A 26,985-nucleotide genomic window follows, 5' to 3' on the forward strand; every position below is an offset into this window, starting at 1 on the left:
ACACTGTTTTGACACTCACCGTTGCAGGCCGACACCTGGCATAAATCGGGGCTGTCGGACAACCCTGCATGTGATAAAGGAGCAGGCTATGCGAGATATCAAAATACTATTAGAACGATGGGGCGGTTGGGCGGCGGCCAGTGGACACGGGCTGGGCTACTCTTCTGTCGCGGCGGGCTTCAGAGGCCTGGTCAGCGATCGTGGTCATCAGCGACTGACTTGCAGTGATAACGACGGCCTGATACTCGACGGCTGTATTAGCCGGCTGATGAGCGTGAATAAAGAACAGCACACTATCCTCGTGGCACATTACCTCTATCAAATTTCACTCCGTTCGATTGCCCGTCGTCGTCGCTGTGCTGACGGGACTATCCGTAAGCAGATTCAGACGGCTGAGGGATTTGTTTCTGGTGTTCTCACCGCACTGGAGTGTGAACTGGAATGTGATTCGCTTTGCAAACTCGAATAGGACACTTCCGGGTAAAATCACTCAACAACGCAATTGAAAAAAGAATATTAAAAAAATCAGGAAAATTTATTGCGTACGCAAATTCTGTCTCAAACTATCACTATCCACCTTTAAATAACATTCTTAAGCGTCACTGTTATTTCTCTTTTGTGAAAAAACTCGCCATTTTATTGTTCGACGTGATGAACAAGGCTGGCAAAGCAGCCTTTTTTTATTGCCTGTCAGTGAGGTGAACTATGAGTAAAGTCATTCAGATTTTAATGTATGAAGAAGGATACCAGGAGAAACCTTACCGGGATACGGAGGGATATCCGACGGTAGGGTGCGGAATTAAGATCGGACCCAAAGGTGCGGCGCTCGATAATTATATTTTCAGCCTGCCGCGAACGGTCGCCGAAGTCTGGTTACAAGAGATGCTAAACAGCCAGATGAAGGATATTAACCGTCGTCCTTCGATTCTGGCTGCGCTGCGGCAGTGCAACACGCCGCGCGCCGATGTGTTGTACAGCATGGCCTACCAGCTGGGTGTTGACGGGCTGTCAGCGTTCAAAAACACCCTGTTGCTGATTGCTGCGGGGAATTTCAGCGGCGCAGCGGAAGCGATGCTGGCCAGCCTCTGGGCACGACAAACTCCGACACGCGCCCAGCGCCATGCTGACGTGATGCGCAGCGGAACCTATACGCAATATCAGGAGGTCCTGTGAAATTTACCCTGTTTGTTTCGCTGGTGGCTGTGACGTCACTGGCAATCTGGCTGTTAGTCCATTATGGGCGGGTGGCGGTAGTCAATCATGCGCGCCTGTTGTTTAAAACCTGGTCTGTCTGGCTGGCGTCAGGGGGGTCGGCACTGACCGCATGGGTGCAGTCTTTTCCCGATGCTGCGCTAACGGCATGGAGTTCGCTACCAGAGGATGTTAAGTCCTATCTGCCACACAATTTCCTGGGGATGACGGGCGCTTTTATGGTGGCAATGGCAGTGATGGCGCAGTTTATAAAACAGAAAAACCTCAGTAAACAGCGTGATACGTTGAATGGAGGCAAGGTATGAGTGCGCTGCTTTCACTACTCAGCAGTAGCTGGCATGGCCTGCTGGCGATCGTTGCCGTGGTTGGGGCCTTTTTCGCCGTCTGGTTCGGCGGTAAGCAGGTGGGCAAAAGCCAGCAGCGAGCGAAAGCCCAGGTCGCCGAGGCGCAGAAAAGTGCCGCGCAGATTGCCGTTGTGGCAAAAAAACAGGCAGATAACAGTGAGGAGGCAAAACGTGTACAAACGGCCAATGCTGTGCTTGATGATACTGACGCTCGTCGCAAGTTGCAGCAGTCACAATTCAACTCCGACGATAGCCAGTGAGTTAATTACTGACTCTTCCTGCACCCTCTTTTCACCTATTTACACGCACGGTCAGGATGCACAGTTAATGGATATCAGAACGGTCAGGCAAATAAATGCCCATAACGATCTCTGGGTATCATTGTGTGCAAGTAAAAACAAGTAAGCCTCGCCTTTATTATTTTATTTAGGAGGTGTTACGCAGTTTGTTATTTATTGTATCCCACTCAACCCCATTTATTAATCCTGAATAAGGCGGCTGACATCTGTGCGCTGCCCGGAGGTTATTATGATTGAAGTTAACTCTTTTGCTGAATTACGCACCACCGCGCCATCAAAATCAGGCGAAATTGCGCTGTTAAAACGTTATTACGATAAAGACTCCACCTTTCGTGGTGGTGGTACTTTTGCTGGTTTCGTGACAACGGCGCTGCCGGTGGATGACAGTGGCACCTATGCCGTCGGAACAGGATTTTTCTGGAAACGGGTGGTGAACAGCCAGGACGAGCTGAATATCTATCACTTTGGCGGCAAAGGTGACGGTATCACCGACGACAGCGGTGCCTTTAAGCTGATGCTGAACTGGGCACAGAATGTGAATACCAGCAGCAAGGATCTTGGCGTTCGTTTCCCGGGCGGTAAGTTTCTGATCAACCCGATTGATCTCTCCGCCAGCGAAATCCCGTTCTTTTATCTCTATGGTGACGACAACCCCCAGGGGGGAATGCCGCGTACCACCATTGTTTCCGATAAATCCACCAGCCCGGTGTTCAAAGTGAACGCACGGCGCACGGCGATTAAAGGTATTTGCTGGAACGGTCAGGCCTCGGCGGATATCACCGCCAATAAGGGAGCGATCAGCGCTGAGATGTGTACCAACCAGCAGCCCTTCTTTGAAAATATTATGGTGGCAGGCCAGACGGTGCTGATCACCTGTTTCCGGGTACAGAATTCGGGGGGGACGGCGGTCAAGCTTCTGGATACGCTGGATACCAAGTTCGACCAGATCTACTCGATCAATACCTATGGGCGCGTCTTTGACGTCGGCTGGTCTGATACGGTGAAGGGCGTATGGGACCACTCCACGGCCATTGAGTTGTCGAATGCTAACTTCCAGAGCGGCTATGGTGACGCCACGCTAATGATGCCGCGCGTTGGCCAGGGGCTGATACGCAACGTCTGGATTGAGCACACCCGCTTCCCGGGGGATTTCAATAACGGGCAGTGGCTGGTGGATGCCCTGAGTCTGGAGGACTGCGCCAATCCGCTGAATATGGATAATGCCCGCGTGCAGATCCGCCAGCTCAATCTGCAATCCGGCGGCGCGGTCAGCCTGAACGCCGCCGCCGGGCGCTGGTTGTCCGGCTATGAATCCGGCTGGCGTCGGGATGAAAGCTTCGGTACACAGATGACCGGCACTATGCGCGCGGGCTGGTACAGCGGCTATAAAATTACCAACATCTCTACCAGCGACAAATGGTACAAGCTGGGTAAAGTCTTTATGCCAAAAGATAACCAGCAATGGATTATTGAGATGATCGGTAAGTCGACGAACGATGCTGTGACCGGGACGGCGGGAAGCCCGATCGGTGCCATGTCATCCGGCACCAGTTATCTGGCCATTTCTCGCTGCGCCACCGCGATTTACGGCGATATCCGGCATCATGGTTCTCCTGCGGTGCTGGATATCAAGTTCAACCGCATCGGCGTGACCACATCGGAGATTTGGGTCAAACTGAAAGCGGCCAGTGGCGATACTATGTTCAACCTGAAATCCACCGGACCGACGCGCTTTGAATCCGGTGAGTGCTCGCTGTTTACGCCGGACCTGAGTGAAGTCACGGATGCCACGACGATAGGCACCGTCTCTCCGGCGGCACGTATGAGCCTGCATAACGGGCTGGCGGGCGTGGGGGCGAATGAAAAAGGCGTGCTGACGGTGGCGACAGCGATCGCAACAGCGCCTGCCACCAGCACGGTTGCCGGTTATATCACTGTGAACGTCAATGGGACCGACAGAAAAATTGCGTATTATTAATCAACAGCTTAAGGCCGGGGAAATCCGGCCTTTTTTTGTCGTTTTCGCGGCTGTTAAAAAATGGTTATGAACTTTCTCCACCTCGTCCGGTCACAAAAAGGGTAGGCTTCTTTTAACGATGAAAGGAAATATCCATGAGTGATAACGAAAGCAAAACGCAGACTGACCACTTACGTGACGTGACTTCGCAGCTAAAAGAAATGCGCCATTATGCTCAGAGTAATACTGAAACGCTGTCAACACAGTGGCTGGCGTTCGATCAGGGGGAGCACAAAGACACAGGCTTTGCAGAGAAAATTAATCAGTTACTGACTCAGCAAGGTAGCCTGCTGGATGAGCTGGATACCACCATCCAGGATTTTGAAATCGAAGCGAACCGCATCGAAAACGAAGCATAATGCAAAAAAGCCGGCCTTTTCAGGTCGGCCCTTTATTCTCATCTGGTCTGACAGCATCACGTCTGGCCGCACCAGCCCTCGCCAAACCCGTAGTTACAAGATAAATTCCGGACGGACCTGATTTCTACCGCTGCTCTTGGCGATATAGAGCTGCTCATCGGCTTTGGTAATCGATTCGTCCAGACTGTTGACGTTATTGATATTGAGCGCGCTGATACCGATGCTGGCCGTCACGCTGAGATCGTTGCCGTCAAGCAGGATCGGGTTCTCTTCAATACTGTGACGCAGACGGTTGGCTAACAGAAAAGCGCGCGGCTGTGAAATCCCTTCTATTAATACCAGAAATTCCTCGCCCCCCATCCTGCACACCAGCGCTGACGCGGGCAATCCCTGACGAATACACTCCACCGTTTTTGCCAGCACATAATCGCCGCTGGCATGGCCGTAGGTATCATTAATGTTCTTGAAGCGGTCGATATCAATGACAAATACCGCACCAAAAAAGCCCTGTGGGCGGTTACGCGGGGTGACCAGTGTTTCCAGTTTGGAGGCGAGACCGCTGCGTGTCAGCGCGCCGGTCAGGAAATCATAGTCGGCACGCTTGGTAATCCGCGCCACCAGTTTACGGTTTGAGGCGGTACTCAGTGCCACAATCAGTGGGCTGATCAACATCGCTGCCACGCCCAGGCGCGCGGATGACAAACTGTCAATACGGAACAGGTCGTCTTTGCCCTGAATATTCAGCACGTTTCCCGCAACCAGAATAATTTCGCTAATACCGGTAAACAGCGTCAGGAAACAGGTAATAAACAGCGGATAGCTGATCGCACACCACAACAACGCCGGTAATGGGAACAGTAAACTGCCGCCGCCGCCGACCCAAATGCCGGTTACCGTGGTGAGCACCAGCGCCAGTATCGGTAGCACGCTGCTGTCGCGCAGGGCAGTAACCAGATGTACCAGTTCATCGCGTCTCGGCAGGCTGATCACCAACGGTAATAGCAGAATCGATGTCGACATCTGTTCGGAGAACCAGGAGAACCAGGCTTTAAACAGCTCATCTTCGAAGTAGCGCTCGCTGACGATGGCGCCGACCAGCGCACAGGCTGCGGCACCCAGCAGTGAAGCAGGAAACACATGCAACAGCGCCTGCAAGCGGCGGGGATGTCCGCGCGTGAAAAAAGGGTTATTCAGCAACACCCAGCGGGCGGTGGCGATAAAAAGAATATTAGCGATATCCAGACCGACGGCAATCCTCACCTGGGTACCATAAAGGATATCGGCACTGAGCATACCGAAATAGAGCACGACCAGGGTGCTGGGTTTGTCCAGTGATGGGAAGCGGATCAGCAGCCCCAGAAGAATGGCGTTACCCGGCCAGAACAGTGACAGTGAGGCTAAATTGCGCGATTCCAGGCCGATTGTGGATAGCAGCATGGCAAGGGCAAATAAGATGATGGCCCTGTTGAGGTTATATTTATAATTTGGCATCGTTAGGCTCAGGACGGTTAAAACGGGTCACTCTCGAGACGGTCGAGTTTACTGGCTGGCTGCAGGTAGATAACAGATCGACATCAGGGGATTGGCGCGAAATGACGCGCCCACAACATACGTGACAACCCGGATGAAAGCAATTCCTTAAGACTATTCCTGGTATTGCTATTAGCAGAATGGCGCAAGCACGATCTGACTATCACTTGCGCTACTCAATCAGTTAAGTATTTTTAATCTGTTTCCCGGCCAGCGCCGTTATGTGATGCCACATATAGCGCAAAACCCAGCAGCGATCGAATAAAAAAATACACAGTCAGGCGGTTTGGGAAAAATCCTGGTGATGCTAACTCACTGAGCTAAATCATAAAAGAAACTGACTATCCTGAGTGTTGCGCTATCCGCAGGGAGGCCAGCCCGCTGAAATAAGGGTAATGAATGGACTTGAGGACCACGCCAGAAAGGCGGTTTGCGGCGGGGGGTGATGGACCGTAACGCGAGGCAGGAGGGGGAAAAGTGTTTCAGCCATTGACAAAACAATGTGCGGACTCAGGGGCTTAGTGGTTCCATAACGCAGTGCTAACCTTTATTATCCTCCCCAATTGTTTACTGCCATAAGAAAGACGGATGTCATGTATCAACCTGTCGCCTTATTTATAGGCCTGCGCTACATGCGCGGGCGTGGTTCAGATCGCTTCGGGCGGTTTGTTTCCTGGCTTTCCGCTATCGGCATTACGCTGGGTGTGATGGCGCTGGTTACCGTGCTGTCGGTGATGAACGGCCTTGAGCACGAGCTGGAAAAAAATACCCTTGGCCTGATGCCGCAAGCGTTGATCACCAGCGACACCGGGTCGATCAATCCGCAACAACTGCCCGCCAGTAGCCTGCACCTCTCCGGGGTCAGTCGCGTCACCTCGCTGACGACCGGGGAAGTGGTGATGCAGAGTGCGCGCAGCGTTGGCGTTGGCGTGATGCTGGGCATTAATCCCGATGAAGCCGATCCGTTAACGCCGTATCTGGTGAGCGTACGCCAGCAGCAGCTGGAATCAGGCAAGTACAATGTGATCATCGGTGAACAACTGGCAGGGCAGCTTGGCGTAAAACGTGGCGATCAAGTGCGTCTGATGGTGCCTTCAGCCAGCCAGTTCACCCCGATGGGGCGTATTCCCAGTCAGCGTCTGTTTACTATTATTGGCACCTTTGCCTCGAACAGCGATGTCGACGGTTATCAGATTCTGGTCAACCAGCAGGATGCCTCGCGTCTGATGCGTTACCCGGCCGGGAATATCACGGGCTGGCGTTTATGGCTGGACAAACCGTTACAGGTGGATAGCGTCAGCCAGCAAACCCTGCCGAAAGGGCTGGTGTGGAAAGACTGGCGTGAGCGCAAAGGCGAACTGTTCCAGGCAGTGAAGATGGAAAAAAACATGATGGGCCTGCTGCTCAGCCTGATTGTCGCCGTCGCTGCATTCAATATTGTCACCTCGCTGGGCTTGCTGATTATGGAGAAGCAGGGTGAAGTCGCAATCCTGCAAACGCAGGGGCTGAAACGCCGTCAGATTGTGGCGGTGTTTATGGTGCAGGGTGCAACGGCCGGTATTGTCGGTGCGTTACTCGGCGCACTGCTCGGCGTGCTGCTCGCCAGCCAGTTAAATAACCTGATGCCGGTGATTGGTGCCTTCCTTGATGGCGCCGCCTTACCGGTTGAAATTTCCCTGACTCAGGTTGCCACCATTACCCTGACGGCGATTGTCGTGGCGCTGTTGTCAACGCTTTACCCTTCCTGGCGCGCGGCCGCCGTTCAACCCGCTGAGGCTTTACGTTATGAGTAACAAGATCCTGTTGCAGTGCGACAACCTGTGCAAACGCTATCAGGAAGGCAGCGTGCAGACCGATGTCCTGCGCAACGTTACCTTTAGCGTAGAACCGGGTGAAATGATGGCGATTGTTGGCAGCTCAGGTTCGGGGAAAAGTACCCTGATGCACCTGATGGGCGGGCTGGATACGCCAACCTCCGGGGAGGTGGTGTTTGACGGGAAGTCGCTGAATAGCATGTCCTCGGTCGCTAAGGCCGAATTGCGTAACCGCGAACTGGGTTTTATCTATCAGTTTCACCATCTGCTGCCCGATTTCAGTGCGCTGGAAAATGTCGCGATGCCGCTACTGATTGGTCAGACCGCCAAAGCCGAAGCTCAGCAGAGAGCGGTCGACATGCTGAAAGCCGTCGGGCTGGATCACCGTGCTGCACACCGTCCGTCAGAGTTGTCCGGTGGTGAGCGTCAGCGTGTAGCCATCGCGCGTGCGCTGGTCAACAACCCTCGCCTGGTGCTGGCCGATGAACCGACCGGTAACCTCGATGCGCGTAACACCGATGCCATCTTTGACCTGCTCAACGAGCTTAATCAACGCCAGGGCACGGCTTTTCTGGTCGTCACCCACGATCTGCATCTGGCGAAACGTATGCGTCGTCAGATGGAAATGCGCGACGGGCAGCTCAGTGACCAGGTCAAACTGGCAGGTAGCTTCTGATGGCGGGTTCTCTCTCTCTTCTGCTCGGCCTGCGCTTCAGCCGTGGTCGTCGGCGCGGAGGCATGGTTTCGCTGATTTCCGTGATCTCAACGGTCGGCATTGCCCTGGGCGTGGCGGTGCTGATCGTCGGGCTAAGCGCGATGAATGGCTTTGAACGTGAACTGAATAACCGCATTCTGGCCGTCGTGCCACACGGTGAAATTGAGCCGGTCAACCAGCCGTTTACTGGCTGGCAGGGGCTGGTGCCGAAAATGGAACAGATCCCAGGTATTGCAGCGGCAGCACCTTACATTAATTTCACCGGGCTGATTGAAAGCGGCAGCAAGTTGCAGGCCGTGCAGGTGAAAGGTGTTGACCCGCAGCAGGAGAGCCGCCTCAGTGCGCTGCCCTCCTATGTGCAGGGCGATGCCTGGCAGAACTTTGGCGCGGGCAAGCAACAGATCCTGTTGGGGCAGGGCGTCGCCAACAGCCTGAAGGTAAAACAGGGCGACTGGCTGACGATTATGATCCCGAACAGCGATGCCGGGCACAAACTGTTGCAGCCCAAGCGCGTGCGCCTGCAAGTGAGCGGTATCTTAAAGTTAAGCGGGATGCTCGATCACAGTCTGGCGCTGGTGCCGTTAGCGGATGCGCAGCAGTTGCTGGGCATGGGGGACAGTGTTACCGGCATCGCCATCAAAGCCACTGATCCGTTCAATGCGGTCAGCCTTGTCCGCCAGGCGGGCGAAGTCACCCACGCGTATGTGTACATTCGCAGTTGGGTAGGCACTTACGGTTATATGTACCGTGATATCCAGATGATCCGCGCGATTATGTATCTGGCGATGGTGCTGGTGATTGGCGTGGCCTGTTTCAATATCGTCTCCACCCTGGTGATGGCGGTGAAAGATAAAAGCAGCGACATTGCCGTACTGCGCACCCTGGGGGCGAAAGACGGCCTGATCCGCGCTATCTTTGTCTGGTATGGCCTGCTTGCCGGACTGGTGGGCAGCGTGAGCGGCGTGGTGGTGGGGGTGCTGGCTGCGTTCAATCTGACACCGATCATTCATGGGATTGAAGCGCTGACCGGTTACCATTTCCTTTCCGGGGATATCTACTTTATTGATTTCCTGCCGTCAGAGCTGCACTGGCGTGATGTCGGGATTGTCCTGGTCACGTCGCTGTTACTCAGTCTGCTGGCAAGCTGGTATCCGGCGCGCCGGGCCAGCCGTATCGATCCGGCACGGGTACTGAGTGGGCAGTAAAAACACGAGGGCATTGAGGGCGGTCTCTCACTCTCAGGATGCGGATTTTCCTGGGGTGGATATCACGTTTATCGGCACACTCTCAGTGCACCCGGGTTAATCACCCGTTATTATCAGGGACAGGTTCCGCACCGTACGGTGCGCCATTCCTGCATATTAAGGATTAGAGGATTTGATGATGCGCACACCCCGTCGCCGCCTCAGGCTGGCACGCTACAAGAAGACCCGACGCCAGGTTCACCAGCGTTTTCGTCAGCGCATTTTCGAACGTGACCGCAATATCGAAATTGCCCGTCATCCGCTGCCGCGTGTGGTGGTGCTGACCGGGGCCGGGATTTCCGCTGAGTCCGGCATCCGGACTTTCCGCGCAGCCGATGGCCTGTGGGAAGAGCACAAAGTGGAGGATGTCGCCACGCCGGAAGGTTTTGCCCGCGACCCTCAGCGGGTGCAGGATTTCTACAATGCCCGCAGGCGTCAGCTGCAGCAGAATGATATCCAGCCTAATGCGGCGCATCTGGCACTGGCCGAACTGGAAGCCGCACTGGGTGACCATTTTCTGCTGGTGACACAGAATATCGACAACCTGCATGAGCGCGCCGGAAACCGTAACGTTATCCATATGCACGGTGAGCTGTTAAAAGTGCGTTGCGCCGGCAGTGGTCAGATCCTGCAGTGGACGGATGATGTGAAACCCGACGATCGCTGTCATTGCTGTCAGTTCCCGTCCGTATTGCGCCCACACGTGGTGTGGTTTGGCGAAATGCCGTTGCAGATGGATGAAATTTACCAGGCGCTGGCGCAGGCCGATTATTTTGTGGCGATTGGCACCTCCGGGCACGTTTATCCGGCGGCAGGCTTCGTCCATGAAGCGCGTTTGCAGGGGGCTCATACCGTGGAGCTGAACCTGGAACCGAGCCAGGTGGGCAGCGAGTTTGAAGAAAAAGAGTACGGACTGGCCAGCGAAGTGGTCCCGGAATGGGTTCATGACCTGCTGAAAAACATCGCTGTACCGGTGCTGACCGGTGCCGATGCGCCTTCAGCGTTTGGCCAGCGAGAAGACCAGGTGGGCGATAACTCCGCCGACTAATCCCCAAAACGCGGCACCCACGCCAAGCAGGGTGAGGCCCGAGGCGGTGATCAGAAAAGTGATCACCGCTGCATCTCGCTGTTTCTCATCGCTTAATGCCCGTTGCAGACTCCCGGCGATGGTGCCCAGCAGTGCCAGCCCGGCAATCGTGTGGATCAGTGCCAGCGGCAACGCAGTAAACAGGCCGCTAATCGCCCCACCAAACACCCCTGCCAGTAAATAAAACACCCCGGCAGCGGCAGCGGCCCAGTAACGGCGCTGCGGATCGCTGTGCACCTCCGGTCCCATGCAAATCGCGGCCGTAATCGCGGCAATACACACGGTAAAGCCACCGAAAGGGGCCAGCAGTAGTGCCACCAGCCCGGTCCAGGCGATCAGCGGTGACACCGGAAGCGTATAGCCGTGTGCTTTGAGGGTGGCGATACCGGGTGCATTCTGTGATGCCATCGTGACCACAAAAAACGGTACGCCAATGCCCAGCAGCGTTTCAAGCGTAAAGCGCGGCATGATAAATTCCGGCATCACCAGGCTCTGCGTCTGCGTAGCATGAATATTGCCCTGGAGTGCCGCCACGCCTAACCCGGCCAGCAAGGTGAGAATAATGGCATAGCGCGGCAGCAGACGGCGTGACAGCAGATAGACCAGGCACATGGTGCCGCTCAGGGCGAAGTTAACCTGGATCGCGGCAAATGCATCCACGCCAAACCGCAGTAAAATTCCTGCCAGCATCGCGGCAGAGATCGCCTGCGGTATGGCATTCATCAGGCGGGCAAACAGTCCGGTAATGCCGCAAAGAAAGATCAGCGCCGAGGCGAAGACAAATACGCCAACGGCCTCATTGAGTGATGTGCCGGGCAGACTGGTCACCAACAATGCCGCGCCGGGTGTTGACCAGGCGGTGAGTACCGGCGTGCGATACCACAGTGAGAGGCCGAGCGTGGTGAGGCCCATCGCCAGCCCAAGCATGGTCAGCCAGCCGCCCGTTTGAGACGCGGTGGCCCCGGCGGCCGCTGCGGCCTGGAAAATAATCGCCGCAGAGCTGGTGTAGCCGACGAGCACGGCAACAAATCCGGCGACGATGGCAGGAAACGTCAGGTGACTTAATGTAAGCGGTGGGCGCATAGCGAGTGTCCTGGCAGAGGCAGACCAATGTGCGTTATAACGTACAAGGTAGCATCGTGCGTTATAGCGCACAAGGCGTTATACTCGTTTCATGCTTACAGGAGATCACAACGTGGACAGTCTGCAACACCATCTGGCGCAAACCCTGAAGACCCAGCGTAGCGCACGTGGCTGGAGTCTGACCCAGGCCGCGGATGCCACGGGCGTGAGTAAAGCGATGCTTGGGCAAATCGAACGCGCGGAATCCAGCCCGACCGTGGCAACGCTGTGGAAAATCGCAACGGGTTTTAACTTGCCATTCTCTGCCTTTATCGATCCGCCAGCCGTTGACAGTGCGGCACGGCACCAACGTCAGCAGGGCTACACTGCCTTTGACAGTACGATGCAGGTGTTCCCGCTGTTTCCTTTCGATGCCGCCCTGAATTTTGAAATGCTGGTGATTGAGCTGGCCTCCGGGGCATCCAGTGCATCCGACGCCCATGAACGCGGTGTGGTCGAACATGTCATTGTCATCGAGGGCGAGCTTGAGTTACAGGTTGATGGTCAGTGGCAGCGCCTTTCCGCGGGGGATGGGGTGCGTTTTCACGCTGACTGCGCCCATGCTTACCGCAATCCGGGCACGGAGCCGGTGCGTTTTCATGATCTCATCCATTATCCGCAACGTTAATGCTGCGCCAGCGTACTAAACTGACCTGAAACAATATTTAACATTGTTCCGCTATCCATAATAAGCACTGGCATCCAAAGGGAAGACAGATGAATAACTTACTTGATCGCTTCTTAAACTATGTGTCTTTTGATACGCAATCTAAAGGTAACGTTCGTCAGGTTCCCAGTACTGAAGGGCAGCTTCGCCTGGCGCAAAGATTGTGTGATGAGTTACGTGCGCTGGGACTGAGCGATGTGTCCTGCAGCCCACGCGGTATTGTGATGGCCACGCTGCCGTCAAACGTAAGCTGGCCGACGCCGGTCATCGGTTTTATTTCCCATATGGATACGTCCCCAGATTTCACTGCGAAAAATGTTAACCCGCAGGTGATTGAGAATTATCGCGGTGGTGATATTGCCCTGGGAATTGGCGATGAAATTTTGTCGCCGGTGATGTTTCCGGTACTGCATGAGCTGACCGGGCATACGCTGATCACCACGGACGGTAAAACGCTGCTGGGCGCAGATGATAAAGCCGGAATTGCCGAGATTATGACGGCGCTGGCCCATCTCACCTCCGGAGAAGTGGCGCACGGCGAGGTGCGCGTTGCTTTTACTCCCGATGAAGAAATTGGCCGGGGTATCCAGCACTTTGATGTTGCCGCCTTTGCCGCCGACTGGGCTTATACCGTCGATGGCGGGGGGATGGGGGAGTTTGAATATGAAAACTTCAATGCGGCTTCGGTTACGGTAAAAATTACTGGCAATAACGTCCATCCGGGAACGGCAAAAGGCGTGATGGTCAATGCGCTGGATGTGGCGATGCGTTTCCATCGTGAAGTGCCGGAAGATCAGGTGCCGGAAAAGACGTCCGGTTACGAAGGTTTTTACCATCTGCATAGTATCAAAGGCAGTGTGGACCGCGCCGAGTTGCACTACATCGTGCGCGATTTTGCCCGTAGCGGTTTTGACGAGCGTAAACAACGGCTGGCAGCTATTGCCCACCGTTTAGAGAAAACGCTGCCTGCCCCTGCGGCGATTGAGCTGGTGGTTGAAGACAGTTACTACAATATGCGTGAACAGGTTGAAGCGTGCCCGCAAAGTATCGAGCTGGCCCTTCAGGCGATGCGCGATTGTGACATCACCCCGCATGTGAAACCGATTCGCGGCGGCACGGACGGTGCGCAACTGTCGTTTATGGGTTTACCTTGCCCGAATCTGTTTACCGGGGGGTATAACTATCACGGCAGGCATGAATTTGCCTCGCTCGATAATATGGAGCAGGCAGTAAGGGTGATCACCCGGATTGCTGCACTCACCGCAGAGCAGGCCAAACCCGCAGGCTGACGGGCATTGGATTCGTCAGGGTGCGATCCCTGAGCGATCCCCACAAAACAAGACCGCCATTGCCTCTGGTGGCGGACTTGACCCGTGATGATGGTATGCACGACGGTCAAGGTCAAGATACAGGTCAACGTCAAGGGCGTTTCGCTTTCCCACTTCGTGGGCTGAGCGACCCAGGGCGGCCAGTCGCCGCCGCCCTGGGGACCCGGGCTTTGCGGCAGGCGCTGCGTCCACTGCGTGGATGCCTTCGCAAGCGCGGTTCACCGACGGACTGGTCGTGACGGCACATCCCTGTACCGGCTCTCCCTCTCACCGCCGTCCTGGCGGTTCGTCCTGGTTCACTGCGCTTCCTCAGCGCAGCTGAATGCCGCCTCAACGTCAAAACCTGGGTCTAAACCCAAAATCCTGATTCAAATTCATCCGCAGAGATCGTTATGTTGTGGTGGTTTTAAAACTAACAGCGAGCAACCATTCAGCGGGGATGGGGCCAGTTTGAGGTAAGCCGGACGTCACGCGGCAGGGACGCCGCGTGCCGAGGCCCGCAGGGATGCGGATTTTGCCGATCCGGCGTGCTCAAACTGGCCTCAGACCTGAAGTTAGACTGTCAGCGACAAAAAATGACTGGGAAGCCATCAGGGTACGACCCTTTTTCCGGTCGTCTCTGACGTAACCTCACTCGCGACAGGTTTCAGGCTGTGATGTTTTGACATCCGGCAGCAGCGTTAACAGCCCGCACAGCGCCATCCCGGCGCCGATCCACAGCGGGGCGCTCAGGCCGAAGCCATATTCAATACTTAGCCCGCCCAGCAACGATCCCAGCATCAGCCCGAACGTCACCATCGACGTATGCAGCGTATTCACCAACTGGCGATTACCGGCCGCACCCATCACGCGGGTCACCATCGCCGGGTTCATTGTTACCCCGAACAGACCCACGCCGACAACGCAGGCTATCGCCACCGACGGTAGCTGAATAAAGCTGGCAAACAGGGCGAAAAAGCCCACCAGCGCCAGTAAACCGCAGGCAATGACCGGCAACGCATAGCGCCCGGCCAGACGCCCCACAACCGCATTCCCCAGCACGGTCGCCATGCCATACACCAGCAGTAACCCGGTGACCTGGCCGCTGCTAAAGCCGGTTTGCGCACTCAGGATCGGCGTAAAGTAGCTGAAGCCCGCAAAGGTCGCGCCAATAATCAGCAGACTGGTGGAATAAGCACGCCACAGCGTCGGATTTTTCAGCGCCCGCAGCTCTTCTTTCAGATTAATGTCATCCGGAGCCAGCGTGGAGGGCAACGTTTTGTGCGTCAGCCACAGCGCCAGCAGCGTAATCACCACCACCGACCAGAAGCTGACGCGCCAGCCCGCCAGGTTACCGATAAAACTGGCCAGCGGCAGGCCAATCACCGTACCGATCATCAGTCCACCCAGCACCACGGTAATCGCCGCCGGGATCTGCTGCTCGGGCACCAGCTTCACGCCGGTACTGACCGCACAGCCAATATAGGCCCCGGCCACGGCACCGGTAAGAATGCGCGCAATCACCAGCGGCAGATAGCTGCCCGCCACCGCCCCCAGCGCCTGACTGGCAATAAACAGCGTCAGCAGGATCAACAGACTGCGGCGCGGCGGGTGTTTCAGCAGCAACAGGGCGAGCAGCGGGCCGCCAATCGCCATCGCCAGCGCATACACGGTGATCAGATAGCCGGTCATCGGCAGGGTGATATGCAGGTCGGTGGTCATAATATTCATCAGTGCGGCAACCTGAAACTCACTGGTTACCAGCGCAAAAACACCAAAGCCGAGCGTATACACGGCAGCGGGAAGACGGGAGGGAGACGACGACATAACGTTTCCTGAAAAGAGATAAGTGAATACGAGTGTAGAGCCTGAGGCCGCTGCGTCCAGCTAGCCTTTAGTAGAGGGGGGAGGGCAGATAGTTCATTTCAAGCGCCCGGCGAATCGCATGTTTCCCATTACTGACGCCCAGTTTCCGCGTGGCATTGGCGATATGAAACTTCACGGTACTGAGCTGAATCCCCAGGATGATAGCGATCTCTCCGTAGGTTTTACCCCGGCTGCTCCACAGCAACACCTCCTGCTCACGAGGCGAGAGCACCGGGCTGTTTTCGCGCCGCAGGTGGGTTTTTTCATGCAGCAGGATCAACAGCATCTGCAAATCCGCCAGCCGGGAAATCACGTCGTGGGAAAACGTCAGGTTGTCGTGGCGGCGTATCACGCTCAGCAGTGACATCTGTTGCTGCTCGTCGTGAACCGCAAAGGTAAATCCCTTCACCCGCTGGCACTGGCTGCCTGCATCGCATAGCCCGGCGTTGGGGCGCGTGCAATCCTGCCAGTTAAAGGGTGAGATGCGCTGCCGGGCGGCCAGCGCCACCGGATCTTTCAGATAGCGGCGGCGATCGCGATAGTCGCTGATCCACTCCTCTGAATGACTGGAAAGCACCAGCGCCTCTTCCGGGGCACGCTTGTTCTGGCGCAGATAAAGAAAATCTACCGCTCCCAGCTCTGCCAGTTTCTGGCTCAATACGGCCCCGGCCTGCACGATCTCGCTTTCGTTATCCATCTCTTTACCTCTGGTGATCTGCCCTCTATCCTGACACACCTGCACTCGTTTTAGAAACCGCTATCTGGCGCTAGCAACGCGCTTTCGCGTGGGGATAAATTCTGCCTGAACAGACGGAGATATGATGCTAATGCACCATCGTCATGGTAAATTGCTATGCATGTAAATCAACTCAGACTGCTTGATGCTGCTTTTTTGTTTTATTTTGATAAGGAAATGTATGAATTTTAATGAACAAAGTAATGTGACCATTGTCATTACAAGTTGTGGTCGTTTTGATTTACTAAAAGAAACAATTTATTCATTGGATAAGTTTAATACATATCCAATAAAGGCCGTCATCATTACTGAAGATTCTGGAAAGAATGAAGTGTCAGAGGTTATCCCTGAACACTGGCTGGAAAAAACCAAGGTCATTGTTAATAATCCTAAACTTGGGCAGATTAAATCGGTAGATCTAGCCTATAAACTGGTGGATACAGAGTATATCTTCCATTGTGAGGATGACTGGTCGTTTTATCGCAGTGGTTTTATTGAAGATTCCATAAAAATTCTGAAAAATGACAGCAATACATTGTCAGTCTATCTGCGTGACTTCACTGATGATGTCAGCGTGCATTATGACAACCATTATCTGAAAAATAAAAAAACCATTGATAATGTAGAGTATGCGAAATTATTGTGCAATAAAGGTGTGTGGGGTGGTTTTAGTTTTAATCCCGGTCTGAGAAGAAAATCAGACTATGAGGTCATTGGGCAATACGATACTGGAAAAAGTTCGGATATAAGAGAGCGCGAGTTATCAGCGCATTACTTATCCAGAGGGATGTATGTTTCTATTTTGACGAAAAGTGCCGTTAAACATATCGGCTGGGACAGTCACATCTTAACTGAAAATGAATTAAGACATCTGAAAAAAATAAAAAAGGTAAAGGTCAAATATTCACTGATCGGATTTGCTGTGGGTATTATTTTTGGACCACTACTGTTTTCCCTCTATGCCGCTATGTAAGGTTGTAAGATCGGTATGAGTTTAGCGCAGTAAGCAATTACACCCGATAGGAATGCTGCATGTTGCATGCGGCATTACCTGATGACAGCCAGGTTTTCTTTCCAGCCGCCATTCCCCCCTCTTTCGCTCCACGCTTTCCGGGCTGTTCCGTTTTCTCAGTCAGCAGCGTTACGCTCCCGCTGTCAGGTTCAGACACGTTTAAAAACCTTCATCTGGCGTTAACCGCACTGTCACACAACATCTTCAATGTAACTGCCATCAGTAGCAGGGACCTTAACGCAAATAACCCCGCTAACCGGCTTTGTTCTGTGGAGATTTTTTATGCTCAACTTATCCAGACATCCGACCACTTTATATCAGGCCATTGCGGCGCAACTGGAGGATGAACTGCGCAGCCGTTATCGCTGTGGCGAGTACCTGCCGTCAGAGAAACAGCTGGCGGCGCACTATGCCGTCAACCGCCATACCCTGCGCCGCGCGGTGGATGAACTGGTGGATAAAGGGCTGGTACAGCGCCGTCAGGGGGTGGGGATACTGGTGCTGATGCGGCCCTATAACTACCCGCTCCATGCCCAGGCACGCTTCAGTCAGAACCTGATGGAACAGGGAAGCCATCCCACCAGTGAACGCCTGCTGGCGGTGCTGCGCCCCTGCAATGCCGAAGTGGCCGCCGCGCTGGCCTGCAACGAAGGCGACACGGTGATCCATCTGCGCACCCTGCGCCGGGTCAACGGCGTGCCGGTCTGCGTGATCAACCATTATCTGCCCGACCTGACGTGGTGGCCGCACTTGCAACAGTTCAGCAGTGGCTCACTGCACGATTTTCTCCGTCAGCAACTGACTACCGGGCTGACGCGTAAACAGACACGCATTACCGCCCGCCGCGCGCAGGCGAAAGAGAGCGGTCTGCTTGAAGTTTCCCTGCATGCGCCGCTGCTGTGCGTACGCACCCTGAATACCTGTACCGACAACGGCCGGATGGCGGAATACTCCGTCAGCCTGACGCGTGCCGATATGATTGAACTGACGCTGGAGCACTAAATGGAAGCACATAAGGCACGTCAGCACTGGCTTTCCGTGCTGGCTCATAGCCAGCCGCAACAGTTGCTGGCGCATTGCCCCGCCGATCTCCCCACCGACTACCAACTGTTGCGCGCACCGGAAACCGGATTGACCCGTTTGCAGGCGCGAATGGGCGGTACCGGTCGTCGCTTTATTCTTGGGGATACCACCGTGACACGCGCCGTGGTGCGCCTGGCCAACGGACTCTGTGGATACAGCTACATTCTCGGGCGCGACAAAGTCCATGCCGAACGCTGCGCGCTGCTTGATGCCCTGTTGCAGGGTGACAGCTCACCGCATTTATATCAGCAGATTATCGCACCGCTGGCGGCCTTGCGTGCAGAGCAGCTGGCGCTGCGTTCGCGCGAAGTGGCCAGCAGCCGGGTCGACTTCTTTACCCTTGTTCGCGGAGATAACGCATGACCTTACTGGCCAGTTTTAGCCATCCCGTTGCTGATGCTCAGCGCGCCTTCCGCCGTATTCTCAAGGCGATGAGTGAACCGGGCGTGATGGTATCGCTGCCGACGCTGCCCGCCTGGGGCAACGCCTCCTGTGCCGCAACGGCGGTCATGATGACGCTGGTGGATCGCGAAACGCCTCTGTGGATTGACGAAGCGCTGCGCGATGATGCCCTGCTCAGCAATCTGCGGTTCCACACCGGTGCACCGATCACCGACAGCACAGATGCCCCGTTTGCCCTGCTGCATGCCAAATCCGGCACCAGCATCGACAGTTTCTCCCCCGGCGATAATGTGTCACCGGAGAAAAGCAGCACGCTGATTATTGACGTACCGGCCCTGAGCGGCGGCCTGACACTGCGCCTGCGCGGCCCGGGCTTGCAGGAGCGCCGCGCCATTGCTCCGCAGCTGCCAGAAAGCGTGCTGAGTTACCTGCGCGATCGCCGCCACCGCTTCCCGCAGGGCATTGACCTGATCTTCACCTGTGGTGAAAACATGATGGCGCTGCCGCGCACTACTGACGTGGAGGTCTGCTGATGTATGTCGCGGTGAAAGGGGGCGAGAAGGCGATAGCCGCCGCCCATCAGCTTCAGGAGAGTTTGCGCCGTGGCGCGGATGACCAGCCGGAACTCACCTGCACACAGATTGACCAGCAGCTTGGCCTGGCCGTTGACCGCGTGATGACCGAAGGCGGTATTCACGACCGTGAGCTGGCGGCGCTGGCCATTAAGCAGGCGAGTGGCGACCTGGTCGAAGCGATTTTTCTGCTGCGTGCCTACCGCACCACGCTGCCACGGCTGGCCGACAGCCTGCCGCTGGACAGCGGTGCGATGCGCGTTGAGCGCCGTATCTCTGCGGTCTACAAAGATCTGCCCGGCGGACAGCTGCTGGGGCCAACCTATGATTACACCCATCGTCTGCTGGATTTCACCCTGCTGGCCGAAGGCAAAGCGCCCGTGACACCGCGTGCGGAACAGCCACTGGCAGCAGAATGCCCGCATATGTTTGACCTGATGACGCGCGAAGGGCTGGCGCTGCGCGAAGAGGACGATGGCAGCGAGCCGCTGGATATCACCCGCGATGCGCCATCTTATCCGATGCCGCGTTCAGCGCGTTTGCAACAGCTGGTACGCGGTGACGAAGGGTTTCTGCTGGCGCTGGGCTACTCCACGCAGCGCGGTTACGGGCGCACCCATCCCTTTGCCGGGGAAATTCGTACCGGATCGGTCACTGTTGAGATTATCCCGGAAGAGCTGGGTTTTGCGCTGGAGATTGGCGAAGTGATGCTGACCGAGTGTGAAATGGTGAACGGTTTCACCACCCCGGCGGACGATGCGCCGCACTTTACCCGGGGCTACGGGCTGGTCTTTGGTCGTGCGGAACGCAAAGCGATGGCGATGGCGCTGGTGGACCGTGCGCTGCAAACCGATGAACACGGCGAACGCATTACCAGCCCGGCGCAGGACGAAGAGTTTGTGCTATCGCATGCGGATAACGTTGAAGCGGCGGGGTTTGTCTCTCACCTGAAACTCCCGCATTACGTCGATTTCCAGGCTGAACTGGAACTGCTGAAACGCCTGCGGGCGGAATACCAGGAGAAGCAGCGTGACTGAACTAAGCGGTTATAACCCCGGTTATCTGGATGAACAGAGTAAACGTACGATCCGCCGTGCCATCCTTAAAGCGGTGGCGATCCCCGGTTATCAGGTGCCGTTTGGCGGACGTGAGATGCCGATGCCCTATGGCTGGGGCACTGGCGGTATTCAGCTCACCGCCAGCGTGATTGGCGAACATGACGTGCTGAAAGTGATCGATCAGGGCGCTGACGATACCACCAACGCCGTCTCTATCCGCCGCTTCTTCCAGCGCGTCAGCGGTGCCGCCACCACGGAACGCACCGTTGACGCCACACTGATCCAGACGCGTCACCGCATTCCTGAAACGCCGCTGACGGAAGATCAGATCCTGATTTATCAGGTGCCGATCCCGGAGCCGTTGCGCTTTATCGAGCCACGTGAAACGGAAACCCGCACCATGCACGCGCTGGAGGAGTACGGCATCATGCAGGTCAAACTGTATGAAGATATCGCCCGTTACGGTCATATCGCCACCACCTATGCCTATCCGGTCAAGGTCAACGATCGCTATGTGATGGACCCGTCACCGATCCCGAAATTCGACAACCCGAAGATGGATATGATGCCCGCGCTCCAGCTGTTTGGTGCAGGACGCGAGAAGCGTATCTACGCGCTGCCGCCCTATACCAAAGTGGAAAGCCTCGATTTTGACGACCATCCTTTTACCGTACAGCAGTGGGATGAACCCTGCGCGCTGTGCGGTTCACGCGACAGCTATCTGGATGAAGTGGTGCTGGACGATCAGGGTTCGCGCCTGTTTGTCTGCTCCGATACCGACTACTGCCATCAGCAACAAGAGAATCCATCATGACGCGCGAAACACCGCTGCTGGCGGTCAATCAGTTAACGCATCTCTATGCGCCGGGCAAAGGGTTCAGTGACGTCTCCTTTGAGCTCTTTCCGGGAGAAGTACTGGGAATTGTCGGGGAATCGGGTTCCGGTAAAACCACGCTGCTGAAGTCGATTTCGGCCCGGCTGGCACCGCAGCAGGGTGAGATTATTTATCAGGGCCAGGATCTCTATGCCCTGAGCGAAAGCGAACGCCGCCGTCTGCTGCGCACCGAATGGGGCGTGGTACATCAGTATCCGATGGATGGCCTGCGGGCGCAGGTTTCTGCCGGGGGCAATATCGGTGAACGCCTGATGGCGGTCGGGCAGCGTAACTATGGGCAGATCCGCGAAACCGCCGGGAAGTGGTTACAGGATGTGGAGATCCCGCTGTCGCGCATCGACGACCTGCCGGGGACGTTCTCCGGCGGCATGCAGCAGCGTCTGCAAATCGCCCGCAATCTGGTGACGCATCCGACGCTGGTGTTTATGGATGAACCCACCGGCGGGCTGGATGTGTCGGTGCAGGCGCGACTATTGGATCTGCTGCGCAGCCTGGTCCGCGACTTGAATCTGGCGGTGGTGATTGTCACCCACGACCTCGGTGTGGCGCGTCTGCTGGCACACCGTCTGCTGGTGATGAAAGAGGGGAAAGTGGTGGAGAGTGGCCTGACCGACCGGGTGCTGGATGATCCGCATCATCCGTATACCCAGCTGCTGGTCTCATCCATTGTTTAAATACCCCTACGGGAATCATTATGAATCTGAAACTGCGTGTCGAAAATCTGTCAAAAACCTTTGTGATGCACAATCAGCAGGGGGCAGAACTGCCGGTGTTACGTAACGCCTCCTTACAGGTGGCTGCCGGGGAGTGCGTGGTGCTGCACGGTCATTCGGGCAGCGGTAAATCCACGCTGCTGCGTTCGCTGTATGCGAACTATCTGCCGGATAGCGGGCATATCTGGGTGGATCATCAGCAGCAGTGGGTTGACCTTGTCAGCGCCCCGGCGCGCCAGATCCTCAGCATTCGCCGCGATACGATTGGCTGGGTCAGCCAGTTTTTGCGCGTCATTCCGCGGATTTCCACGCTGGAGGTGGTGATGCAGCCGCTGCTGGAGCGTGGTGCGTCGCGATCCGAGAGCGAAGAGCGTGCCAAAGCATTGCTGGGCCGCCTTAACGTGCCGTCGCGCCTGTGGGCACTGGCACCGTCGACGTTTTCCGGCGGTGAGCAGCAGCGCGTCAATATTGCGCGCGGGTTTATTGCCGACTCGCCGATCCTGCTGCTGGATGAGCCGACCGCCTCACTCGATACCGCCAACAGCGCTGCCGTGGTGGCGCTGATTGAAGAGGCGCGCCAGCGCGGCGCGGCGATTGTCGGCATTTTTCATGATAACGCGGTGCGCGATCGCATCGCTGACCGTCTGCATGTGATGCAACCTGTTGCCCTGGAGCACGCCGAATGATCATCAATAACGTCAAACTTATCCTGGAAAATGAAGTGGTTGAGGGATCGCTGGCCTGTGAAAATGGCGTGATCCGCGCCTTCTCTGACACACAAAGCCAGCTTCCGGCAGCGATTGACGGTGAGGGCGGCTGGCTGATGCCCGGCATGGTCGAGCTGCATACCGACAATCTGGATAAGTTCTTTACCCCGCGCCCGAAGGTGGACTGGCCTGCACACTCTGCCATGAGCAGCCATGATGCGCTGATTGTCGCCAGCGGCATTACCACGGTGCTGGATGCGATTGGCGTGGGCGATGTGCGCGATGGCGGCCACCGCATGGAGAATCTGAATAAGATGATTGATGCGATTCGCCATGCGCAGAAGCACGGCCTGAACCGTGCCGAACATCGCCTGCACCTGCGCTGTGAACTGCCCCATGACTCAACGCTGCCGCTGTTTGAACAACTGATGTGTAACCCGGCACTGTCGCTGGTGTCACTGATGGATCACTCACCGGGGCAGCGCCAGTATGTGTCGCTGGCGGCATGGCGCACCTATTTTGGCGGCAAATATCAGCTCAGCGATCGGCAGCTTGATGAGTACGAAGCCGATCAGCTGCGCCTGGCGGCCCGCTGGTCCACACCGAACCGCGAGGCGATTTCTGCCTGGTGTCGTCAGTATCACATTCCGCTGGCCAGCCACGATGACGCCACCTATGAACACGTGGTTGAATCAAAAGGGGTAGGCAGCGTTATCGCTGAGTTCCCGACCACCGAAGAGGCCGCACGCGCCTCGCGTGAAATGGGCTTACAGATACTGATGGGGGCGCCGAATATTGTGCGTGGCGGCTCGCACTCCGGCAACGTGGCGGCCAGCGAGCTGGCACAGCTGGGGCTGCTGGATATTCTCTCGTCGGATTACTATCCCGCCAGCCTGCTGGATGCGGCATTCCGCCTTGCCGCCGATGAACGTCACAGCATGACGCTGCCTGCGGCCATTGCGTTAGTAACGCGTAACCCGGCCCGCTCCATCGGCCTTGACGATCGCGGTGTGATTGATGAAGGCAAACGGGCCGATCTGGTGCTGGTGCGTGCGCACCGCGATCAGGTCTATGTTGCCTCCGTCTGGGCGCAGGGCAGGAAGGTGTTCTGATGGGGCGGCTGATCTGGCTGATGGGTCCTTCCGGCTCAGGCAAAGACAGCCTGCTGCTGGCACTGCGCGAATGTGCCCCGGAGCGGGTGATTGTGGCGCATCGCTATATCACCCGCAGTGCCAGCGCCGGGGGCGAAAACCATATCGCCCTCAGCGAGCATGAGTTTCGCAGGCGGCGTGAATACGGTCTGTTTGCCCTCGACTGGCAGGCGCATCATTTTTACTACGGGCTGGGTATTGAGATCGATCAGTGGCTGGCAAGTGGGCTGGATGTGGTGGTGAACGGTTCACGGCTGCATCTGGCGGCTGCCCGTCAGCGTTACGGTGAGCGGCTGTTGCCGGTGTGTTTGCAGGTGTCGGCGGAGATCCTCGCCGGGCGACTGCGCCAGCGCGGTCGCGAGGATGAAGCCGCCATTGAACAGCGGTTGCAGCGTGCGGCAGAGCCGGTGGCGGCAGGGTGTATGACGTTAAGTAATGATGGGCCATTGAGTGAGACGTTACAGGGTTTTTCGGCGTTGTTAGCACAGCCCCGTTGACGGCGGGCGGGTCATGACCCGCCCCTACGCAACCCCCACTGACCTGCGCTTCTGTAGGGGCGAGGCATGCCTCGCCCGCGTCCCGTAATGCAACACCCACTGACCAGCACATTCTGCAGGGGCGAGGCATGCCTCGTGCGTCCCGTAATGCAACACCCACTGACCAGCACATTCTGCAGGGGCGAGGCATGCCTCGCGCGTCCCGTAATGCAACACCCACTGACCAGCACATTCTGTAGGGGTGAGGCATGCCTCGCCCGATGTTCCGTAATGCAACACCCACTGACCAGCACATTCTGTAGGGGCGAGGCATGCCTCGCCCGATGTCCCGCGTCAGCAACATTGACGTTCCGGAAAATTCCTGACTTAATTCCTCCTCCAGGGGGAGCCAGGCAACTGGCTGAGAAATCGTAAAAGATTCAGCGCGATGACCCTTAACACCTGATCCGGATAATGCCGGCGAAGGGATGGGGCAACTTACCTCTCTTTTGCCGGTAGTCTGCTTATAAGGACTACCTGATGACCACTCGTTTTACCGACACACTCCGTACACTGAGCCAGCCCACCTGGACACAGGCCGTCACGCATCGTTTTGTTCGCGAGCTCTATGATGGCAGCGTGGATCGCCAGGTGATGAGCACTTACCTCACCCAGGATCACCGTTTTCTCGACAGCTTCCTCACCTTAGTCGGATCGGCCATTGCCAGTGCCGACACCCCGGCAGCCCGTTTGCGCTTTGGTCGCTGCGCCGGGGTTGTCTCCGGTGAAGAGAACACCTATTTTCTGCGCGCATTTGAGGCACTGGACGTCAGCGCTGCGCAGCGCGACGCCGAACCGGACACTTCTCCCACTGCGGGATTCAAGGCGATCATGCTGGAGGCCGCTGCCACGCGCTCCTATGCGGTGATCCTGACCGTGCTCAATGTCGCCGAGTGGCTGTACCTCGACTGGGCGTCACAGGCCCCGCAGCCATTGCCTGTCAGTTTTGTTCACGCCGAGTGGATTACGTTGCACGATAACCCCGATTTCTGCGAATTTGTCGCCTTTTTACGTCAGGAGCTCGACCGTGTTGGCCCGGCACAGCAGGCGCAGTGTGAGGATTTCTTCCTGCGCGCCGTGACGCTGGAAAAGGCTTTCTTTGATGCGGCTTATCAATAAACAGATCTGATTATTCGCAGTGGCCGACCTTTTCGGGTCGGCCTTTTTGCCGGAGTGATAATGCCGTTGTGCAGGTTGATGAGACGACGCTTAATCGCTCTTTAACGCGGCGGTGACGTGGCTGATGGCGCGTAGCACATCGTCGGAACTGTCGCGTATATCAGCGATGACGCCGCCGGCTTCCTGCGCCAGCTCCACGCCGCGATCGGCACGTTGCAGGTTTGAGGTAATGCCTTTCTGCGCTTTGCTCGCCAGCAGGTGATTTTGCTGCACCATCTGTTCGATTTCGGTGGTGGCGCGGTTGATGTTTTGCGCCAGCGTGCGCACTTCGTTGGCCACCACCGCGAAGCTGCGACCCTGCGTGCCTGCGCGGGCGGCTTCCACCGCCGCATTGAGGGCCAGCAGGTTGGTCTGATCGGCAATACGACGAATACTGGTCACGATCTGGCCGATACTGTCTGAGGAATCCCCGAGCCCGGTGATATCGCCAGAGATCCCGTGCAGTTCACCTGCCAGTTCATTCATGGTCTGCACGCTGTTGGCAATCACGCTGGCACCGCGTTTTGTGCTTTCGCTGGTTTGCAGCGCCGTTTGATAAGCCTGTTGGGCTGCATCACGCTCTAGCTGGTTTTTCTCAACCTGGGCGGTGACATCGGTGGCAAACTTCACCACTTTATACAGCTCACCACTGTCGTCGAACACCGGGTTATAGGTCGCGCGCAGCCAGAGGGTAGACCCTTGCTTGTTGACGCGCTGAAACTGGCCGGAAATAAACTCACCACGGTTGAGCTTCTGCCAGAACAGTGTGTATTCCGGGCTGCTGCGCAATGTTGCGGAACAGAACTGGCTGTGATGCGCACCGATAATTTCACTGGCGCGATATCCCATGGTTTTAAGAAAATTATCGTTAGCTTTCAGCACTTCACCCTTAAGGTTAAAGGCAATCACTGCCATTGAGCGCTCAATAGCCGTGGTCATTGCCCGCTGCTCCTGGGCATCCATAATGTGCGACGTGATGTCGTTGGCGAGCTTAATGATTTTGAACACGCGCCCGTTACGATCCCGCACCGGTACATAGTTGGCTTCGAGCCACACCGGACGGCCGTTTTGCGCCACGCGCAGAAATTTGTCGCTGAAACTTTCCCCACGATTCAGCCGCATCCAGAAGTCCTGATACTGGCGCGACGCCAACAGGTCCGGCGTGCAGAACAGACTGTGATGCTGACCGACTACCTCATTCAGTTGGTAGCCCATTTTCTCAAGAAACAGGCTATTAGCCGTGATGATGGTGCCATCGGTCATGAATTCGATCATGGCGATAGAGTCTTTTAATGAGTCAAGCGTGGCAGAAGAGTGAGTGCGTTTCTGCCACGCAAGGCGTGACGTGATACCTGATGCAATAGTGGAAAACATGGTGG

29 protein-coding genes and 1 riboswitch are annotated in these 26,985 nt (G+C 56.2%); of the genes, 23 read left to right on the forward strand and 6 right to left on the reverse strand.

Features of this window, described 5'->3' with window-relative positions:
* The first annotated feature begins 88 nt into the window (after window positions 1-88).
* The 6 genes from LJN55_RS08595 (at window position 89) to LJN55_RS08620 (ending at window position 4,231) form a co-directional block, all read left to right on the forward strand.
* Complete coding sequence (locus LJN55_RS08595) at window positions 89-469, forward strand: antiterminator Q family protein (RefSeq protein WP_133842912.1); 381 nt, start codon at window positions 89-91, stop codon at window positions 467-469.
* 236 nt (window positions 470-705) lie between these two features.
* Window positions 706-1,173: a glycoside hydrolase family protein gene (locus LJN55_RS08600; RefSeq protein WP_133842914.1), complete on the forward strand. Its 468-nt coding sequence runs from the start codon at window positions 706-708 to the stop codon at window positions 1,171-1,173.
* Window positions 1,174-1,193: 20 nt separating this feature from the next.
* A complete protein-coding gene (locus LJN55_RS08605) occupies window positions 1,194-1,517 on the forward strand; it encodes a DUF7940 domain-containing protein (RefSeq protein ID WP_227536363.1) in 324 nt (107 codons plus the stop codon).
* On the forward strand, window positions 1,514-1,816 hold the full coding sequence (locus LJN55_RS08610; protein WP_205945542.1) for a hypothetical protein: 303 nt from the start codon (window positions 1,514-1,516) through the stop codon (window positions 1,814-1,816). Before LJN55_RS08605 ends, LJN55_RS08610 begins: the two co-directional genes overlap by 4 nt.
* Before the next feature lie 268 nt (window positions 1,817-2,084).
* The gene (locus LJN55_RS08615; RefSeq protein WP_227536023.1) at window positions 2,085-3,833 is read left to right on the forward strand and encodes an amylovoran biosynthesis protein AmsF; all 1,749 of its coding nucleotides are present in this window, start codon (window positions 2,085-2,087) and stop codon (window positions 3,831-3,833) included.
* Between the two features lie 134 nt (window positions 3,834-3,967).
* Window positions 3,968-4,231: a hypothetical protein gene (locus LJN55_RS08620; protein WP_133842920.1), complete on the forward strand. Its 264-nt coding sequence runs from the start codon at window positions 3,968-3,970 to the stop codon at window positions 4,229-4,231.
* A gap of 93 nt (window positions 4,232-4,324) precedes the next feature.
* Here LJN55_RS08620 and LJN55_RS08625 read toward each other — a convergent pair whose 3' ends face one another.
* Window positions 4,325-5,722, reverse strand: coding sequence for a GGDEF domain-containing protein (locus LJN55_RS08625; protein WP_227536024.1), 1,398 nt, complete (start codon window positions 5,720-5,722; stop codon window positions 4,325-4,327).
* 632 nt (window positions 5,723-6,354) lie between these two features.
* Here LJN55_RS08625 and lolC point away from each other — a divergent pair.
* From lolC to cobB, 4 genes are all read left to right on the forward strand, one after another.
* Complete coding sequence (gene lolC, locus LJN55_RS08630; RefSeq protein WP_133842924.1) at window positions 6,355-7,554, forward strand: lipoprotein-releasing ABC transporter permease subunit LolC; 1,200 nt, start codon at window positions 6,355-6,357, stop codon at window positions 7,552-7,554.
* Window positions 7,547-8,251 (forward strand): lipoprotein-releasing ABC transporter ATP-binding protein LolD, encoded by a 705-nt coding sequence (gene lolD / locus LJN55_RS08635; RefSeq protein ID WP_133842926.1) that lies wholly within the window; start codon window positions 7,547-7,549, stop codon window positions 8,249-8,251. The genes lolC and lolD overlap by 8 nt, the downstream gene beginning before the upstream one ends.
* The gene (gene lolE, locus LJN55_RS08640; protein ID WP_133842928.1) at window positions 8,251-9,495 is read left to right on the forward strand and encodes a lipoprotein-releasing ABC transporter permease subunit LolE; all 1,245 of its coding nucleotides are present in this window, start codon (window positions 8,251-8,253) and stop codon (window positions 9,493-9,495) included. The genes lolD and lolE overlap by 1 nt, the downstream gene beginning before the upstream one ends.
* A 178-nt stretch (window positions 9,496-9,673) precedes the next feature.
* Window positions 9,674-10,582, forward strand: coding sequence for a Sir2 family NAD+-dependent deacetylase (gene cobB, locus LJN55_RS08645; protein ID WP_227536364.1), 909 nt, complete (start codon window positions 9,674-9,676; stop codon window positions 10,580-10,582).
* On the opposite strand, the gene LJN55_RS08650 is transcribed toward cobB, so the two are convergent.
* Window positions 10,532-11,704, reverse strand: a complete 1,173-nt coding sequence (locus LJN55_RS08650; RefSeq protein ID WP_227536025.1) for a benzoate/H(+) symporter BenE family transporter — start codon at window positions 11,702-11,704, stop codon at window positions 10,532-10,534. The two genes, cobB and LJN55_RS08650, sit on opposite strands and share 51 nt — an antisense overlap.
* Before the next feature lie 91 nt (window positions 11,705-11,795).
* On the opposite strand from LJN55_RS08650, the gene LJN55_RS08655 reads away from it, so the two are divergent.
* Window positions 11,796-12,371 (forward strand): helix-turn-helix domain-containing protein, encoded by a 576-nt coding sequence (locus LJN55_RS08655; protein ID WP_133842932.1) that lies wholly within the window; start codon window positions 11,796-11,798, stop codon window positions 12,369-12,371.
* A gap of 89 nt (window positions 12,372-12,460) precedes the next feature.
* A complete protein-coding gene (gene pepT / locus LJN55_RS08660; protein WP_227536026.1) occupies window positions 12,461-13,699 on the forward strand; it encodes a peptidase T in 1,239 nt (412 codons plus the stop codon).
* A gap of 669 nt (window positions 13,700-14,368) precedes the next feature.
* Here the strand turns inward: pepT and LJN55_RS08665 are convergent.
* Both LJN55_RS08665 and LJN55_RS08670 read right to left on the reverse strand, forming a co-directional pair.
* Window positions 14,369-15,544: an MFS transporter gene (locus LJN55_RS08665; protein ID WP_227536027.1), complete on the reverse strand. Its 1,176-nt coding sequence runs from the start codon at window positions 15,542-15,544 to the stop codon at window positions 14,369-14,371.
* Window positions 15,545-15,611: 67 nt separating this feature from the next.
* Window positions 15,612-16,280, reverse strand: coding sequence for a helix-turn-helix transcriptional regulator (locus LJN55_RS08670; RefSeq protein WP_159337060.1), 669 nt, complete (start codon window positions 16,278-16,280; stop codon window positions 15,612-15,614).
* Window positions 16,281-16,500: 220 nt separating this feature from the next.
* On the opposite strand from LJN55_RS08670, the gene LJN55_RS08675 reads away from it, so the two are divergent.
* Window positions 16,501-17,292, forward strand: coding sequence for a glycosyltransferase (locus LJN55_RS08675; protein WP_227536028.1), 792 nt, complete (start codon window positions 16,501-16,503; stop codon window positions 17,290-17,292).
* A gap of 37 nt (window positions 17,293-17,329) precedes the next feature.
* On the opposite strand, the gene LJN55_RS08680 is transcribed toward LJN55_RS08675, so the two are convergent.
* The gene (locus LJN55_RS08680; protein WP_227536029.1) at window positions 17,330-17,488 is read right to left on the reverse strand and encodes a hypothetical protein; all 159 of its coding nucleotides are present in this window, start codon (window positions 17,486-17,488) and stop codon (window positions 17,330-17,332) included.
* Between the two features lie 125 nt (window positions 17,489-17,613).
* Between LJN55_RS08680 and phnF the strand changes: the two genes are divergently transcribed.
* The 10 genes from phnF to LJN55_RS08730 all read left to right on the forward strand — a co-directional run bounded on the left by phnF (window position 17,614) and on the right by LJN55_RS08730 (window position 25,567).
* Entirely contained in the window at window positions 17,614-18,333 is a 720-nt protein-coding gene (phnF, locus tag LJN55_RS08685; protein ID WP_133842940.1) for a phosphonate metabolism transcriptional regulator PhnF, read from the forward strand.
* The gene (gene phnG / locus LJN55_RS08690) at window positions 18,334-18,777 is read left to right on the forward strand and encodes a phosphonate C-P lyase system protein PhnG (protein WP_133842942.1); all 444 of its coding nucleotides are present in this window, start codon (window positions 18,334-18,336) and stop codon (window positions 18,775-18,777) included.
* On the forward strand, window positions 18,774-19,349 hold the full coding sequence (gene phnH / locus LJN55_RS08695; protein ID WP_133842944.1) for a phosphonate C-P lyase system protein PhnH: 576 nt from the start codon (window positions 18,774-18,776) through the stop codon (window positions 19,347-19,349). The genes phnG and phnH overlap by 4 nt, the downstream gene beginning before the upstream one ends.
* A complete protein-coding gene (locus tag LJN55_RS08700) occupies window positions 19,349-20,425 on the forward strand; it encodes a carbon-phosphorus lyase complex subunit PhnI (RefSeq protein WP_159337059.1) in 1,077 nt (358 codons plus the stop codon). The genes phnH and LJN55_RS08700 overlap by 1 nt, the downstream gene beginning before the upstream one ends.
* The gene (locus tag LJN55_RS08705) at window positions 20,418-21,260 is read left to right on the forward strand and encodes an alpha-D-ribose 1-methylphosphonate 5-phosphate C-P-lyase PhnJ (RefSeq protein ID WP_133842949.1); all 843 of its coding nucleotides are present in this window, start codon (window positions 20,418-20,420) and stop codon (window positions 21,258-21,260) included. Before LJN55_RS08700 ends, LJN55_RS08705 begins: the two co-directional genes overlap by 8 nt.
* Complete coding sequence (gene phnK / locus LJN55_RS08710; protein WP_133842951.1) at window positions 21,257-22,015, forward strand: phosphonate C-P lyase system protein PhnK; 759 nt, start codon at window positions 21,257-21,259, stop codon at window positions 22,013-22,015. Before LJN55_RS08705 ends, phnK begins: the two co-directional genes overlap by 4 nt.
* Window positions 22,016-22,035: 20 nt before the next feature.
* Window positions 22,036-22,740, forward strand: coding sequence for a phosphonate C-P lyase system protein PhnL (gene phnL, locus LJN55_RS08715; protein WP_227536030.1), 705 nt, complete (start codon window positions 22,036-22,038; stop codon window positions 22,738-22,740).
* The gene (gene phnM, locus LJN55_RS08720) at window positions 22,737-23,873 is read left to right on the forward strand and encodes an alpha-D-ribose 1-methylphosphonate 5-triphosphate diphosphatase (protein ID WP_200640339.1); all 1,137 of its coding nucleotides are present in this window, start codon (window positions 22,737-22,739) and stop codon (window positions 23,871-23,873) included. The genes phnL and phnM overlap by 4 nt, the downstream gene beginning before the upstream one ends.
* Window positions 23,873-24,409 carry a ribose 1,5-bisphosphokinase gene (gene phnN / locus LJN55_RS08725; protein WP_212814048.1) on the forward strand — a complete coding sequence of 179 codons (537 nt, stop codon included), beginning with the start codon at window positions 23,873-23,875 and terminating at the stop codon, window positions 24,407-24,409. The genes phnM and phnN overlap by 1 nt, the downstream gene beginning before the upstream one ends.
* 371 nt (window positions 24,410-24,780) lie before the next feature.
* A riboswitch (TPP riboswitch) is annotated at window positions 24,781-24,894 on the forward strand.
* Window positions 24,895-24,928: 34 nt separating this feature from the next.
* Window positions 24,929-25,567, forward strand: a complete 639-nt coding sequence (locus tag LJN55_RS08730) for a TenA family protein (RefSeq protein ID WP_227536031.1) — start codon at window positions 24,929-24,931, stop codon at window positions 25,565-25,567.
* Between the two features lie 90 nt (window positions 25,568-25,657).
* Here the strand turns inward: LJN55_RS08730 and LJN55_RS08735 are convergent, their stop codons facing one another.
* Window positions 25,658-26,980, reverse strand: coding sequence for a methyl-accepting chemotaxis protein (locus LJN55_RS08735; protein WP_227536032.1), 1,323 nt, complete (start codon window positions 26,978-26,980; stop codon window positions 25,658-25,660).
* Between the last annotated feature and the right edge of the window lie 5 nt (window positions 26,981-26,985).

Source organism: Erwinia rhapontici (assembly GCF_020683125.1).
Lineage (GTDB): Bacteria > Pseudomonadota > Gammaproteobacteria > Enterobacterales > Enterobacteriaceae > Erwinia > Erwinia rhapontici.

Bases quoted from the DNA above. Each gene is read 5' to 3' on its own strand.
- phnF (WP_133842940.1), top strand. From the start codon at position 17,614: ATGCTCAACTTATCCAGACATCCGACCACTTTATATCAGGCCATTGCG.
- LJN55_RS08655 (WP_133842932.1), top strand. From the start codon at position 11,796: ATGCTTACAGGAGATCACAACGTGGACAGTCTGCAACACCATCTGGCG.
- lolE (WP_133842928.1), top strand. From the start codon at position 8,251: ATGGCGGGTTCTCTCTCTCTTCTGCTCGGCCTGCGCTTCAGCCGTGGT.
- phnK (WP_133842951.1), top strand. From the start codon at position 21,257: ATGACGCGCGAAACACCGCTGCTGGCGGTCAATCAGTTAACGCATCTC.
- LJN55_RS08675 (WP_227536028.1), top strand. From the start codon at position 16,501: ATGAATTTTAATGAACAAAGTAATGTGACCATTGTCATTACAAGTTGT.
- LJN55_RS08700 (WP_159337059.1), top strand. From the start codon at position 19,349: ATGTATGTCGCGGTGAAAGGGGGCGAGAAGGCGATAGCCGCCGCCCAT.
- LJN55_RS08600 (WP_133842914.1), top strand. From the start codon at position 706: ATGAGTAAAGTCATTCAGATTTTAATGTATGAAGAAGGATACCAGGAG.
- LJN55_RS08735 (WP_227536032.1), bottom strand. From the start codon at position 26,980: ATGTTTTCCACTATTGCATCAGGTATCACGTCACGCCTTGCGTGGCAG.
- LJN55_RS08595 (WP_133842912.1), top strand. From the start codon at position 89: ATGCGAGATATCAAAATACTATTAGAACGATGGGGCGGTTGGGCGGCG.
- LJN55_RS08615 (WP_227536023.1), top strand. From the start codon at position 2,085: ATGATTGAAGTTAACTCTTTTGCTGAATTACGCACCACCGCGCCATCA.
- LJN55_RS08620 (WP_133842920.1), top strand. From the start codon at position 3,968: ATGAGTGATAACGAAAGCAAAACGCAGACTGACCACTTACGTGACGTG.
- cobB (WP_227536364.1), top strand. From the start codon at position 9,674: ATGCGCACACCCCGTCGCCGCCTCAGGCTGGCACGCTACAAGAAGACC.
- LJN55_RS08650 (WP_227536025.1), bottom strand. From the start codon at position 11,704: ATGCGCCCACCGCTTACATTAAGTCACCTGACGTTTCCTGCCATCGTC.
- LJN55_RS08670 (WP_159337060.1), bottom strand. From the start codon at position 16,280: ATGGATAACGAAAGCGAGATCGTGCAGGCCGGGGCCGTATTGAGCCAG.
- phnH (WP_133842944.1), top strand. From the start codon at position 18,774: ATGACCTTACTGGCCAGTTTTAGCCATCCCGTTGCTGATGCTCAGCGC.
- LJN55_RS08730 (WP_227536031.1), top strand. From the start codon at position 24,929: ATGACCACTCGTTTTACCGACACACTCCGTACACTGAGCCAGCCCACC.
- phnL (WP_227536030.1), top strand. From the start codon at position 22,036: ATGAATCTGAAACTGCGTGTCGAAAATCTGTCAAAAACCTTTGTGATG.
- phnG (WP_133842942.1), top strand. From the start codon at position 18,334: ATGGAAGCACATAAGGCACGTCAGCACTGGCTTTCCGTGCTGGCTCAT.
- phnM (WP_200640339.1), top strand. From the start codon at position 22,737: ATGATCATCAATAACGTCAAACTTATCCTGGAAAATGAAGTGGTTGAG.
- LJN55_RS08625 (WP_227536024.1), bottom strand. From the start codon at position 5,722: ATGCCAAATTATAAATATAACCTCAACAGGGCCATCATCTTATTTGCC.
- LJN55_RS08610 (WP_205945542.1), top strand. From the start codon at position 1,514: ATGAGTGCGCTGCTTTCACTACTCAGCAGTAGCTGGCATGGCCTGCTG.
- phnN (WP_212814048.1), top strand. From the start codon at position 23,873: ATGGGGCGGCTGATCTGGCTGATGGGTCCTTCCGGCTCAGGCAAAGAC.
- LJN55_RS08665 (WP_227536027.1), bottom strand. From the start codon at position 15,544: ATGTCGTCGTCTCCCTCCCGTCTTCCCGCTGCCGTGTATACGCTCGGC.
- lolD (WP_133842926.1), top strand. From the start codon at position 7,547: ATGAGTAACAAGATCCTGTTGCAGTGCGACAACCTGTGCAAACGCTAT.
- lolC (WP_133842924.1), top strand. From the start codon at position 6,355: ATGTATCAACCTGTCGCCTTATTTATAGGCCTGCGCTACATGCGCGGG.
- pepT (WP_227536026.1), top strand. From the start codon at position 12,461: ATGAATAACTTACTTGATCGCTTCTTAAACTATGTGTCTTTTGATACG.